Annotated in this window: 8 protein-coding genes; 4 read left to right on the top strand and 4 right to left on the bottom strand. The window is 55.3% G+C overall.

Going from position 1 to position 13,411, the window contains the following annotated elements:
* The first annotated feature begins 208 nt into the window (after positions 1 to 208).
* Positions 209 to 586 carry a GIY-YIG nuclease family protein gene (locus tag ACFOEV_RS00660; RefSeq protein WP_386770550.1) on the top strand — a complete coding sequence of 126 codons (378 nt, stop codon included), beginning with the start codon at positions 209 to 211 and terminating at the stop codon, positions 584 to 586.
* Between the two features lie 697 nt (positions 587 to 1,283).
* Here ACFOEV_RS00660 and ACFOEV_RS00655 read toward each other — a convergent pair.
* The 3 genes from ACFOEV_RS00655 to ACFOEV_RS00645 form a co-directional block, all read right to left on the bottom strand.
* The gene (locus ACFOEV_RS00655) at positions 1,284 to 1,529 is read right to left on the bottom strand and encodes a hypothetical protein (RefSeq protein WP_386770548.1); all 246 of its coding nucleotides are present in this window, start codon (positions 1,527 to 1,529) and stop codon (positions 1,284 to 1,286) included.
* A gap of 258 nt (positions 1,530 to 1,787) precedes the next feature.
* Positions 1,788 to 7,799: a DUF3320 domain-containing protein gene (locus ACFOEV_RS00650; RefSeq protein WP_386770546.1), complete on the bottom strand. Its 6,012-nt coding sequence runs from the start codon at positions 7,797 to 7,799 to the stop codon at positions 1,788 to 1,790.
* 792 nt (positions 7,800 to 8,591) lie between these two features.
* Positions 8,592 to 8,864, bottom strand: coding sequence for an HU family DNA-binding protein (locus ACFOEV_RS00645; RefSeq protein WP_386770545.1), 273 nt, complete (start codon positions 8,862 to 8,864; stop codon positions 8,592 to 8,594).
* Positions 8,865 to 9,163: 299 nt separating this feature from the next.
* Between ACFOEV_RS00645 and ACFOEV_RS00640 the strand changes: the two genes are divergently transcribed.
* Entirely contained in the window at positions 9,164 to 10,432 is a 1,269-nt protein-coding gene (locus ACFOEV_RS00640) for an esterase-like activity of phytase family protein (protein WP_386770543.1), read from the top strand.
* Between the two features lie 602 nt (positions 10,433 to 11,034).
* On the opposite strand, the gene ACFOEV_RS00635 is transcribed toward ACFOEV_RS00640, so the two are convergent.
* The gene (locus ACFOEV_RS00635; protein WP_386770541.1) at positions 11,035 to 11,157 is read right to left on the bottom strand and encodes a hypothetical protein; all 123 of its coding nucleotides are present in this window, start codon (positions 11,155 to 11,157) and stop codon (positions 11,035 to 11,037) included.
* Between the two features lie 508 nt (positions 11,158 to 11,665).
* On the opposite strand from ACFOEV_RS00635, the gene ACFOEV_RS00630 reads away from it, so the two are divergent.
* Together ACFOEV_RS00630 and ACFOEV_RS00625 are read left to right on the top strand one after the other, a co-directional pair.
* Positions 11,666 to 12,793: an XRE family transcriptional regulator gene (locus tag ACFOEV_RS00630; protein WP_386770539.1), complete on the top strand. Its 1,128-nt coding sequence runs from the start codon at positions 11,666 to 11,668 to the stop codon at positions 12,791 to 12,793.
* Positions 12,790 to 13,344, top strand: a complete 555-nt coding sequence (locus ACFOEV_RS00625) for a DNA-binding protein (RefSeq protein ID WP_386770537.1) — start codon at positions 12,790 to 12,792, stop codon at positions 13,342 to 13,344. The genes ACFOEV_RS00630 and ACFOEV_RS00625 overlap by 4 nt, the downstream gene beginning before the upstream one ends.
* The last annotated feature ends 67 nt before the right edge of the window (positions 13,345 to 13,411 follow it).

The raw sequence follows: 13,411 nt of genomic DNA, 5'->3' as shown, positions 1-13,411 counted from the left end.
ATGGCGCGATCCTTACAGGTTTGGTCACCAGCAAGGAAAGGTCATGCGGGTCGGGGGGACAATCTGTTTTGATGATTTACGGACTTATAGCTCCGGTGTCGACAGGCACGCTAGGAGATGTTGGGCGTGTTCACTATGCTCATGATGGCGGACACCATGGATTAAGTCGAAAAGTACTGAGCAACCCTCGGAGAGTAGCAGCAACCTAATGACCGCCTTGGAGGTTTCCGACTGGCTTCATGTCAATCGCTCCAAGATCTATGCGCTAAAGCACAAGATCGGCTGCACCGAGAAGGCCCTGGAGAGCCGCCTGGCAGGCACTGAACGACAGCAGACCTACCTAGAGGCCCTTGTCCAGCTCGTGGCCTCCTTTGACTGCTACAACCTCGATCCACGGTGGTTTGAGTGCCTGGTCCACGCTAAGCTTAACCTTCAGCGGGTCAACGTCTTGCTGCACAGCCTCGATGGAAGCACTTACCGGCCTCGTGAGTGGTTTGACGTAGAGTTTGAAACGGCACGTGAAGTCGTCAAGCGCATCGTGGACGGCATGATCGCGCAGTATCGGATGGACAACACAACGGGGTGACTAGTGCTTAAGAGAATATAAGATTGTGACGATAAAAAGGGTGGGATAACAGAACATGTCCATAGGAATATGCTGAGGAAGTAACTTGTTATAGCAACCCAGTCTTGCTGAATAAGCATTATTACTAGGATAGGGGATATAGGGTATGCACAACGAAAATCAGCAACCTGGCAGAGTGTTTTTGACACTCAGGTGGGTGTTTTTAAATGCAATCATGGCGGTGATCTTGCCGCTATTCATGTCACCCCTATTCTTGGTATATTGCTTTGCTAAATATGATTTACTTCCGGTTATTGGAACAGAAGGATGGTTTGTTAGCCGGTTCTTTTCAGAGTTCACCACCTACTATTGGTTTTGTGCCATTGGCTTTGGTTGTCTTTACGTTATTGGGCAATTGATAATCTTGGTATCGCCGAAGGCCGCACTTTCAATCGCCGCTTTCTTCACGGCTATCACTGACGATTTGCAGCCTTCGTCTCCGACTTCCTGTTCGCGTGGAAAAGTCTGGGTAAGGGGGCACTGGCGACGTAGATAATTGCTCTTCTTCTCTGAGTGACCGCTTTCTGTGGTCCTTATAGTTTGCGCGCCATGCCTGGCGCACAAACGATAAAATCCAGCTCGAGCTGGACTTTTAACACTCTTTAAACTCTGGATCTTCGAATCTTGGGGAGCCACCTGGATACTTGGAAGTCCATTCCTAGTGTATAGGTGGAGTTTCGTTATCTTTCTCTGAAGGAGTCTGGGTAGGGGCACGAAGGATGGCCTGGGATACATTCTTGCCCGCCTCGAGTGATGCGGCACCGAGCATGCGCACAAGACCTTTCGTCTCCCCATTTCCGAACAGCAGGGCGGAAGTGAAGGCAGCAAAGCCTTTCAGCAGCCGCTTGGTGGTCTGATGGTGTTCTCCGGCCTTGGCCCGCGGTAGCCGTTCTTTCAGACACATGGCTTCCTCCCGTGGATGAACGACGTCAAACTATAAGATTAGTTAGCCTGGAGAGGGGAGGCAAATTCGACTTCAGCGCCTATAGGTCAGGACAATTCCGCCAGATGTTCAATCGTCTCTGGGTACTTCTGAACCAGGCGGATCAATGTCTTTGCCTGAGCATTTGGTTTGGCACGACCTTGCTCCCATATCTCATCAGATGAAACACCAATGGCAGATGCAACAGCGGGCCAGGGCATCCGCTGCTGCATCTGGGTTTCAGAGGTGCTCGAGATGGGCGACTAGATTGTTGATCTCGGATCTGAGCTGTGCCGTCAGGCGACCGACATTTAGGTGGCGTGCGACCAGACGGGAGACGTCCTCGCCCTTGTCGCCCTCATGAAGCACGTCGCGGACTAGCCCCAGCTTTTCGGGGAAGGGAATCTCGCGCCATTCCCGGCTGTTCTTGCCTATATCTAGGCCGCGGAATGCCATCACACTTTGCGGAGTCGCCCCATCGGGCCAGAATACCGTGTGATCGTCAGGTGTTTTGACATGCGCACGGAGTTTATGGATGGTGCGCCAGATCGTCTGGCGGATCTGTCTTCCGGTACGTTGGAAGCCGTGCGCCCGAGCGATGTGATCGCCAATCCGCTTAAAGGTCACCGGTCCCTCGCGATCAATGATATCGAGGGCCATCGCCCGGATCCGCGGCTGGTAGGAGAGTTCGTGAAATTGCTCCGGGTCGATCTCCTCGTCGGTCTCATCCGAGGAGACACAAGCGGTTTTCTCCTCAATGATCGGTCCCTGAGCAATGCGACGCGGGGCTTCGGGCTCGGCCGGGCCGGCAAGCTGCAGCTCCGTTGCCTCAAATGCTCCCCCCCGAACCTCTGTCGGGTAGTCCTCGACATTGGCCTTGTCTTCCGAGGTAGCTACCTTGGTCTCCGATTCGGCCTCGGTATGGCGTGCTTCCTCCTCCGCCCGGCGTTCAGCTTCTTCGGCTGCGCGATCGCGGTCCACCTTGAGAAGGTCGGCGAGCTTGTCATTAAGCAGCGAGGCAGAGGCGTCGGGGTCCTGGAAAAAGTCTGTCGACCAGATTCGGAACAGCCGCCAGCCCAGATTCTCCAGAATTATCTGTCGCACCCGGTCGCGGTCCCGCGCCGAGGGAGAACTATGATAGGTCGCCCCGTCGCACTCAACTCCAGCCAAGAATCTTCCTGGTTCGTCGGGATGGACGATGCCTAAATCGACTCGAAACTTGGAGACACCGATTTGCGTGCGGACCGACCAGCCGTAACCGCGAAGCCGCTCGGCTACGGCCATCTCGAAATCGGAGTCGTAGGCATGATCGCCGCCCACCGAGTGGATCGCTTCGCCGATGGCCACGGGACCACGCGCGGCGAAGTCGATATAGTGCTTGAGGTCCTTGACCGCCTCGGACGAGGTCCGGGTGAGATCGATCATTGAGGCGTCGAAGCTAGCAAAGATCACGACCTCTGTCGTGGCACGGGTAATCGCTACGTTGAGTCGACGCTCTCCTCCCTGCTTGTTGAGTGGGCCGAAATTCATCGACATGGTTCGTGCGCCCGGTTCGCTAGGACCGTAGCCCACAGATAGCAGGATCACGTCGCGTTGGTCACCCTGCACCGTTTCGAGGTTCTTCACGAAGACTGGATCCTCACGGTTGGGGTCGAAGAAGGGCTCGAGATCGGGATCGGCGCGACGCTCCTGGTCGAGCAAGTCCTCGATGAGGCGCTGCTGCTCGGAGTTCAACGTGACCACGCCAACCGAGAGCTGATTACGTGCTGGATCGCGCAACCGAGCAACGATTGCTTCAACCACACCTCTCGCTTCGACCTCATTAGTGCGCGCTTTCCCCTTGGCATAGACGCCATCGACATGACGAAACGACACTGCGCTTTCGGCGGTATCAGCTGAGGGAAAGGTCACCAGTTGGCTGCCATAATAGGCGTGGTTTGAGAAGGTGATCAGGCTTTCGTGTCGGCTGCGGTAGTGCCCCGTAAGCCGGTGATGTGGCATGCGCGCGGCGAGCGCCTCATCAAGTATGCTCTCGAGATCGCGAACCTCCTCATTGTCGCTATCTTCGGCACCTCGCGAGAAGAAGTTGGTGGGGGGCATCTGCTTGGGATCGCCCACCACGATGCAGCGCTTACCGCGCGCAATCGCCCCCACGGCGTCTGGGACCGTGATCTGGCTGGCCTCGTCGAAGACTACCAGGTCGAAGGCCTTCTCTGCCGGTAGAAACTGCGCTACCGAGAGTGGCGACATCATAAAGCACGGTGTCAGCGTGGTAAGTGCGTCGCCCATCTCCGAGACAAGTTGGCGCACCGGCTTATGGCGCATTTTCTTCTGCAGCTCGCGCGACAGCACACCGTAGCCCGGGTCCGTGCCGCCAGCGTCGCGCATGGGCACATCGCCGGAAAGCTTTGCGCGGATATAGGAAGAGGTCAACTCGGCAACTTCCTTATCTACTTCGCGGAAGGTTCGGATCAGATCATCGTGGCGGACTGAGGAAAAACGCGTCAGTTCGGGGCGCGCATCGATCAGGATGGGGGCGAGCCAGCAGGCATACGCTGTGCGCAGCACCTCAACGGTCTGGCTTGGCTCGACGCTGCCAGATTTCAGCGCGTTGACGAGCGTATCGAGCCCAGCTTGGCGTGCCTCGCGGCTGATCGCGATCCATTGGCACCATGTATTGAGTCGCCGCTCTCGCTCGACGATCGCGGTGCTATTTTTCGCGAGTATGTCCAAGTCGACAGGGCCAAACTCGATGCCGTCACTCGAGACGGCCCGATACGCCTTCAACTGCGTATCGAACTCGTCCTGGGCCCTCACCAATTCACCCGCCGTTGAGGCTATCGGCATGCCGGGCTCGAGCATGTCGCGCCCTTGGCAGAGAACGCGGGCAAGAGCAGTGCGGGTCTCCACGTAGTCGCGCCCGAAGCTCGCGAGATTTGCTACGGACTCACGAAGACGGCACCCTGCATCAATAGCGTGACGCAGGCGTGCGGGATCGGTGTCAAGACCTTGCCAAGGCGTGCCGGAGGGCAGTGCCTTGGCGGTCTGTTCCATCTCGCCACGCAGCCGTGAGAGGTTCGACAGCGCAGGGATGTCCTTCTCTGGCTCGGTAACCTGACGGGCATCGAGGCCGAACGCCTCGCGCAATTCCTTGCGCAGTTTTCGGCGTGCCATTGCTCTTAACGGCCACAGCTTTCCATCGATCTGGTCGACCCTAATCGCCCAGCTGTCGAACGGCTGCCCGGGGATTCGCTCGTCGGGATAGGGAGCTGAAAGACGCTCTCGGTAGTTGGCATAGCTGTCGAGGCTCTCAGCGAGTGTATCGAGTGTCTCCAGCGCTTCGCGCCCGTCCGCCGTTAAGGCGAAACCAAGATCCTGTCGCGCGCAGTCAGGAACCATAGCCGAGACCGCGGCAAGAGCCGCGCTCTCCGAGGGATCCTCTCCAGCATCTGTAATCCCGAGCTTGTCGGCCAAGGCTTTTCTGCGACTCTTGAGGTCGGCGATGGCAATCCCTAGGGAGCGTGCCTCTGTGACTATTTTCTCAGCCCAAGCATAGGACCAGTCGGTGTGGGAAATCTCGCTGAACGTCTCAATATCCTCGGGCTGTAGCTGCTCGAATTGCTGACCGAGGCGCTTAGCGATCTCCTCGAGGTGCGCCAGGGCTTCCGGCGTCGAAACATAGCCCGCACCTTGCGAATCGCGCTCCCAGTTGAGACGAAGTCGGTGGACGTCCCCATGGCGCATGGCACGTCCAATCGCTTCCCGCGGGCTCATGCCGCCCGGCCCCGGATGGTGGAGGGCCTTGACGAGGCCATTCAGTTCAGCGCGTATCTCGCCAAGCTTGGCTGTCTTCTGCTGCCATTCCTCGGCCGATCGGACGCCCCGATTCTCCCAAGCAGTGCCGAGCTGGCTGAGAACAGCGCGCTTATTGGCTTTGGCCGAGTGCAATTCGAGACAGAAATCGCCCAGACCACAGGCGTTGAGACGGCGATAGACGACGTCGAGCGCCGCCATTTTCTCGGAAACGAACAGCACTCGCCTGCCGAGACCGAGATTGTGCGCGATGATGTTGGCAATGGTTTCCGACTTGCCGGTGCCTGGCGGACCCTCGAGGACGAAGTCACCCTCGCCGCCGGAGGCGTGGATGGCAACGATCTGGCTGGCATCGGCATTGAGAGGGGCGAGAACCTCGGTAGGATCTATCTTTTTGTCGATCTCGCGCGGCTCAATAAAGCTCGCGCCGTTCTGGTAGGGCTCGCGCGGATGATCGATGACATGCTCCACGAAGGGCGCTGCCTTGAGTGCGTCGGTGCGGTCGGAAAGATCCTTCCACATGAGGTATTTGGCGAAGCTGAAGGTCGACAGCACGACCTCCTCGACGACCTCGAAGCCAGAAACCTCGCGGATCTTTGCGCGAACTTGATCCCAGATCCGACGCACATCGACCCCGCTTTCGTCGGCAACGAGTTCACCGTCGAGGCCGGGGATGTCGATGTTGAAGTCCTGACGCAGCATCTGCAGTAGCGTCAGGTTGAAGACCGGCTCGTCCTCGTGGCGCGTTAGGTAGGGGCGCGATGCGGCGCTTGCACGGTCGATTTTCACCGGCAGTAGGATCAGCGGCGCCCGGAATGTGCGTTTGCTGTCGCCGGTGGGGGACCAGCGCAGCATGCCGAGGGCGAGGAACAGCGTGTTCGAGCCGCCTTCTTCGAAGTCAGCCTTGGCCTTGCGGTAGAGCTCAATCGCGCCTTTCTCGAGGCTGCGCGCATCGACATTGGCGACGATCTCGTTTCGGGCCAGCGCTTCTTCGGCGAACTTCTCGGCGAAGTCCTCGCCGGTCCGCAGATGATAGAGGTTCTTGTCCGATTGATCGCCTCCCCGCGACTGTTCGGGCGGTGTGATGATCTTGATCTTCTTGCCTTCGGCAACCTTGTCCTCGAGATGTGCCGGATCGGGACAGAAGATCGGGATCGCGGTGTTTGACGTCTTGAGGTTGAGTAGCCGGTTGCGCTTGGACAGATCGAGCAGGCTGCGCTTCCAGCGATCGAGACGCTCCTCGGGGGTTGCGTTGACGATATCGTCCTCGACAATCGCTTCCTCGAAAGGCGGTAGGTCGGGCGCTTCATCGAGCGGCGGAGCGGCGCGCACGGGTGCCGTCTCCTCTGTGGCTGTTCCTACCGAGAGTCCCGCGAGGCTGGAGAGTGGCTGGATATCGCGGCCGCGTGCCTGACGGATGTCTATCGCATAGATAAAGTTATCCTCGTTCTCCTCGGCGACCTGGCGCCGTCCCTCGGCAATTGCTCGGGAGAAGGGCAAAGGCTGTCCTGTCGTGGCCATCGTGGTTTCGAACAGGACCAGTTCCTCCTGAGCAATGGCCTTTCGGATCTCCATCGGGTCTTCAACCGTTAGTGATGGAAGGCTTTGCGGCTGCAGCCAGGCGCCGGTCAGAGCATGGCCTTCAGTGAAGACGACGACCGGATAGAGTCCGGCCTGCTCGATTGCCGCGGCGAAGAGCAAGGCAGTATCGAGACAGGTGGCCAGGCCGTGCTCCTCTATCATCGACGGGAAGCGGATCTTCTGGCCGTCGCGCTCGAAGCTCGCCGAGGGGTCGGCATAGGTGATGTTGCGGCTCGAAACTGCGGCCCAGATCCCCGATAGGATTTCCCAGCTACGCTTGCGAGACTTCGATTGGTACCCCTCAAGCGATCCGCGCTTACCAGAGCCTTCGAGGATTGTCGCAGCCTCCTTAAGCACGCGCTGAACCGCTGTGTCGTTGGGCATCACGAAGGCAGCTAGGAGCTCGGGCATGTATTGTGAGCCGCCCCATTCGTTGCGGGCCAGTGCGTCGATCCGATGGTGACTCTCAGCCAAGACCTGATCGTCCTGCCGAAGCTCAAGATGAATCTCGCCGCGTGTGCGCTCGGTTAGGTTGTCGAGCATACCGCCGGAGATAGTCACGCGGCGATCGCGGGGACGGAATTCCGATTCGGGTGCGATTCGGTCGATCGTCCAGGTCCGGTCGCCAAGAACCTTCGGCTCGCAGATTAGGTGCAGCGTCAGATCTTCAAGAATGTGATCGAACGGGTTCGATAGAACCAGGTCGACAATGACGGGAATATCGCATTGGTGAGTGGCAAATGTGACCCGACGAGCGATCTGCGCACGGATTTCACACTTAGGCTCGACATTGATGATGTCGCCCTCATCGAGGTCTGGACCATACGCGTGGGCGGTATCGTCATCGTATGAGTTCATGGGCGGCAAATCTCCTTCACACGAATTCTGGCATCCGGAAGGCGTTGACGGAAAAATGAATCCCCCTCGGCTTCCCCGCCAAGCCGATTGGTCGCAAACCACGGCAATTCATAGGGAGCTTGCCAAGCGCCGTAGGAAGCGCGCCCTGGGAAAGCTACAAGGCACGGTGTACTAGCGGTACAGTAATCAGTTTAGATAGGTTACACTATTTTACGATAAACTGCTGATACTATTGTAGTAAACGCTTTACTAGGTTTTGTTTGATTTTAATGTATAAACAATAACTTACTGGTTGAAACTAGAACCTCATAACCCCCTTGTTCGCTAGTTCGAGTACGTCTGGGCCCACCATCGCCACCGCCAGATGGGATGATGCCATCCGTTTTCCCCCGCTTGACTCACCCCCAGCCGGAGCGCCTTTCTCAGTGCGGCAACCGGGGCAGGATGCATGGGAGTCGCGTTATGCTAACCATTCAACCGCAATCTCATCCGTGTGACGACGAGGTTCTGGAGTTCTGGATGAGTCAAGCGCTGAGGCAGCGAACAGCCTCTGGCGCCATAGCTGACTACCTTCGCTGAGTGTGGACTTCCCCGCTCTACGCTCTAGTAGACCTCTCCGGACTATGCTTCGAGCTTGGGGAGTCATTATGAGGAACCAGCGCCATTCACACGTCTTCAAAGACGAAGCAATCCGTCAGATGATGGATCGTGGCTGTTTAGTTGCGGAACTCTCTTAACCCATGGCCAGGGCGAACTTCAGTTCGCCCTGGCCATGGAACAAAACGTCTCGGATCAGTTCACCGCATCCTTCAGCCCTTTCCCCGCCTTGAAGGTCGGGCTCTTTGACGCAGGGATGACGATTTCCGCCCCTGTCTGCGGATGTCGCCCCCTGCGCGCGGCACGCTGGCTCACCTGGAACGTTCCGAAACCGATCATGGACACTGCTTTCCCCTGCTTCAGTACCTCGATGACGGAGGCGGTGAAGGCGTCAAGCGCATTACCGGCCTGGGCTTTGCTCAGCCCTGCCTCGCGTGAGATACGCTCGATCAGATCCCCTTTGTTCATATCTTCATTTCCCCAAATGATGGCTTTCGCTCCGTGAATCTAGCACACGGTTGATTCGTGTCGATATTTTGCTCCAACGCTTCGGGGACGAAGGCATGAGATGGACACCAAAACCGGGTAAGCGCAAGCAGTAGAGTCCGACGGGAAAGGGCAAACGGCAGAGAGCTTGGAAGGGAAGGGGGCTTCCCCGAACAAAGCCGAGAGTGAGCTACGGCCAGCCCTGCTGTCATGCGTCCTTAATATGCTTGTTATACACAAGTAGGTTACAACACATCACTTTCATATCATCAGGAATTCCCGTGAAAAAATCGATGTTTACCGTCACTCTTTTGGTTTCGGCAGCTTTGTCAGTGAGCCCAGTCCATGCCCTGGAATATCAATCCAGCATCATGCCCTATTCCGTCTTGACCACATTGGACAACGGTACCGAAGTGCGCAACGGAGGATTTGGCTCCGGCATGACTGCTCACCCGGATAAACCCGATCACTTCTACCTGATCACGGACCGGGGCCCCAATGCCACCTACACCGGCGCTGAAGGCAAGGGCAAGAAGTTTCCGGCGCCCGACTACACCCCTCGGATTGCCGAGATCAAGCACCTGCCTAATGGCGAATTGGAAGTCGTCAGAACCATTTTGCTGCAGGCACCCAACGGCAACCCCATCACCGGTTTGCCCAACCCCGAGGGCATGGGTGCCACCGGAGAAGTGCCCTACGACAACGAAGGAAATACCCTGTCCCCCGATCCCTTTGGGATGGATTCCGAGGGCCTGGTTGCCCTCACGGACGGCTCCTTCTGGATTAGCGACGAGTACGGTCCCCATATCGTGCACTATTCGGCAGAGGGCGTGGAACGGGAGCGGATCAACCCGTTTGGCACCGGCACCGGCAATCGCATGCTCCCGGCGGTATTTGCCAAGCGACGTGCCAATCGCGGTATGGAGGGCCTGGCGATTACGCCGGATGAAAAGACCCTGGTGGGGATCATGCAGTCCACCATGTTCAACCCGTCGAAAAGTGAAGTAAGTAATAATACCCTCACTCGGATTGTCACCTTTGAGATTGAAACCGGCGAAACCAAGCAGTACCTCTATCGTCAAGACACCGACAACCTGTCCAATTCCGAAATCGCCGCCATCAACGATCATGAGTTCCTGGTGATTGAGCGTGACGGGGGCTTCCTGGGCGAAGAGGCCAGATACAAAAGGCTGTATAAAATCGATCTCGACGATGCCACCGACGTCAGCGGTGACTTCTCCTCGGAAAACGGACGATTACTGGCCGATAAGACCCTGGAGCAAACGAGTTGGGAAGCGCTCGAGGCAGCCGGCATCAAACCAGTCCGCAAAGAGCTGGTGATGGATGTCCTCGCCGATCTTCAATACCCCCACGACAAGCTTGAGGGCATCTGGATTCGCAGCGCCAGGGAAATCGGCATCATCAATGACGACGACTTTGCGGTGATGGCGGACGATGACGGCACAGTGACCCAAAAGGTGTTGCAAGCCACCAGCCAGGTGGATGCCAATACCCTCTACACCTTTAAATTGGCCAATCCGCTTTTCTAGTCTGCGGCCAGCGTTGCAGGAGATTTCCTACCGCAACTCTGGCCAGTGGCTTACATAAAGACACGCTCAACTGCACCGCTCGAAAGTTCTGTGGAGCAATGCCCTCAAGCTAGGAGGCGATATACCACCTTCTCCAGTGTGGTAACTATCGCCTGGATGATGGTAGTGGCGGTGTCTCTTGTGAAGCGACCTGTCGATAGAAGGGTATCAGCGGCATCTGGCCAAGGCCGAAGTGGCATCCAAAGGGCCACCCCAAACGGCAAAAGGGAAAAGGGAAAAGGTGGCAAGGGAAGGGCGACTCAAGGGGAAGGGGCTTACCCGAAAACAGCGAGAGAGAGGCAAATCCCAAAGGGCTTTGGAAGGAAACGACCTGAAGCGCTTTCCTCCTTGTGCTACCTAAGTGGCAATGAGCCTGGTTCAGCAGTATACAGCGTAAATCATAGGCGATCTTTTACAGACCGGCGAGTCAATGGTTTGCATTCGTGTTGATAGAAACCGGTAGAGTAACGAGGTGGCTCCAAGGAATCGCGTGTCTTGGGTGGCTCGCTTCAGGTAAGCGTCGCATCGCAATGCCCCGGTCAGAAATGGCCAGGGCGATTTTGTTAATGGGTGGTAGCTTTCTTGCCTTGAGCGCTCAGTAGCTCTTCGATACGGCGGGCGGCTTTGCGGGCGATCCGGTCGTAAGTGCGGCGGCGCAGTCCGGCCAGAATCTGTTCATCGGTCATGGGTGGGCTCATGGACCCCTCCATCTATAGTGAGCTCTCGAACCTTGTTCGGTTGTGACCTGACCATGGCAGCCGCCCGCTCAATGGCGATGCCGACGGTTTCTCTCGACCCCCGTACAGCGTCTGGGGTGGGAACAGTGTCTCTGGCGATAAAGGTCGCGCAGCCGGTCCCGGCCAGCAATCTCTCTAAGGTGAACTTCTCGGGATATGTCAGCCTGGTACCGCCATCACTCAGATCCAGCAGCCGTTTGTAGTGGATGCTACTCGCTTGGCAATGAGCGTTCGCTGCAGTAACCGCAATCGCAATTCATCGATCAACAGCCTAGCGAATGCCGGTGTGTGGTCATGCTGGCTCGCATCCGGAGTTGTCAGTAGTGCTACCGACCGGAAGTGGGGCAGTCGATCAGCCAGCACCTTACGTGTCGCCGCGGTATGCCGCTGGTGCTGTGAAGGTGAAGATTGCACCTGGGAAACTTGACAAAACTTGACGTGCGCTTATACTCGCTGCATGAAAAAGTTTCTGAACCATGAAAATGCTTCCAAAGCGATGGAGGCTGCGGGGTTGACGCAGACAGCCGTTGCCGATGCATTGGATGTATCTAAAGAAGCAGTATCTCAATGGTTGAATGCTAAATCGTTTCCCCGGCCTGACAAGTTACTCAAGCTGGGGAAGTTGCTTGAGTTAAAATTGGATGAGCTTGTCATAAAGGAAGAAGCGGATACTCCTTTAGTGGCCTTTCGAAAGATGAAAGGAACAAAAACAAAAGGGTGTCATGTAGAAAAAGCCCAAGATATGGGGCATCTTCTTCGTCATCTTGTGCCTTATCTTACTTTTGATACGATTGAGATGCCGCCTGTTCTTAAACAGCCAAACTGTGAGTATGAGTACTTGCAGAGAGCTGCTTGTAAAACTCGGAAGGAAATTAATCTGGGTCATAACGATACGGTTGATTTTCTTCACTTGATACGTCGGTTTGTAGATTTGCAGGCGGTGGTGATACCCGTTTTGTGGGGTGACAAAAACCGGCATGAAAATGCGGTTCATATTTACCTTCCCGATTCCCAAACAACATGGATTTATCTTAACTTGGATGTGAACGTCCATGATTTTAAATTTTGGATGGCGCATGAGCTTGGGCACTGCTTGTCCCCTTCTTTATCTGGTGAAGAAGCAGAAGACTTCGCAGATGCTTTTGCTGGGGCCTTACTTTTCCCGCATGAGAAATCTGAGAAGGCTTACAGAGAGCTAAAAAATAGGACTAGCTTGAAGGATAAAGTAGACAAGCTTCTTGAGTTCGCGGAAGATGAAGTTATTTCATCTTATACTATATTTAAACAAGTTAATCGATATGCTAACAATGCTGATGTTGACCCAATTGATTTGGGGAATAGGTTTTATGCCCGCATAACGAATTTTAATAAATCTTATAAGCATGTTTGTGAAGCTTTGTTGGGTGATTCCGGCAATATTTCTGCAAGAGAATATATAGACAAAAGTGAAGAAATATTTGAAACGCCTTTTTTTGAACTTTTGCGAGGTTATCTTAATGACTCCGGCAAAGGGGCCGGATACGTGCAATCGGTACTAGATCTGCCATTGCTTGATGCTCGGAGTTTACATGACGAGCTTACATGATGCCTCAGTCGAAGATTTTGGTCGACACCAATACTTACTTGCGGTTGGCGAGGGCTATTCGTCCACTTCTCTTTCTTGAGTTTGGCGAGGCGCGGTATTGTTTATACATACTCCCTGAGCTTAATGGCGAACTTTCTGTACGCCGTTTGATAAGCAAATTTCCTTGGGTGGGGGACGAAGAGTATGTGGAAAATAGGCAATATTCGCCAAAAGTTGCCAAGAAGAAAAGAAAAGAGGTTGATAATACTTTCGAGTTTGTTTGGGACTATGTTGTCTCAGACCTTCCTGGTCCTTCTCGTGTCGATGCTCTCTATGTTACTTGGGCTGTTGAGTTATCCATACCTGTCGTTACAGATGATAAGGATATGACTCTGTTGGCTGAGGTGTTCGGAGCAAGGGTAATGCCCACATTAGAGATTCTTAGACTTATGCTGGACTGTGGTCATGTTAGCCTTAAGACGGTTTCTGGTTTAGTTGATTATTGGCGCTATATTGATGATAGGCCGGCCAATTTCCATGCAGATCTCAAGAAATTTTTTCCTGAAACATGAAGTGTTAGGTGATTGTTTTGCTATGGCATCAATAACAACTTGTATATAACAATTAGGTGTGTTGGAA

Origin of the sequence: Litchfieldella rifensis (genome assembly GCF_042646605.1) — a bacterium.
Lineage (GTDB): Bacteria > Pseudomonadota > Gammaproteobacteria > Pseudomonadales > Halomonadaceae > Litchfieldella > Litchfieldella rifensis.
This window is presented reverse-complemented; position numbering and strand designations above follow the sequence as displayed.

Coding starts and splice junctions, on each gene's coding strand:
- ACFOEV_RS00660 (WP_386770550.1), top strand. CDS start 209: ATGACCGCCTTGGAGGTTTCCGACTGGCTTCATGTCAATCGCTCCAAG.
- ACFOEV_RS00655 (WP_386770548.1), bottom strand. CDS start 1,529: ATGTGTCTGAAAGAACGGCTACCGCGGGCCAAGGCCGGAGAACACCAT.
- ACFOEV_RS00650 (WP_386770546.1), bottom strand. CDS start 7,799: ATGAACTCATACGATGACGATACCGCCCACGCGTATGGTCCAGACCTC.
- ACFOEV_RS00645 (WP_386770545.1), bottom strand. CDS start 8,864: ATGAACAAAGGGGATCTGATCGAGCGTATCTCACGCGAGGCAGGGCTG.
- ACFOEV_RS00635 (WP_386770541.1), bottom strand. CDS start 11,157: ATGACCGATGAACAGATTCTGGCCGGACTGCGCCGCCGCACTTACGAC.
- ACFOEV_RS00630 (WP_386770539.1), top strand. CDS start 11,666: ATGAAAAAGTTTCTGAACCATGAAAATGCTTCCAAAGCGATGGAGGCT.
- ACFOEV_RS00625 (WP_386770537.1), top strand. CDS start 12,790: ATGATGCCTCAGTCGAAGATTTTGGTCGACACCAATACTTACTTGCGG.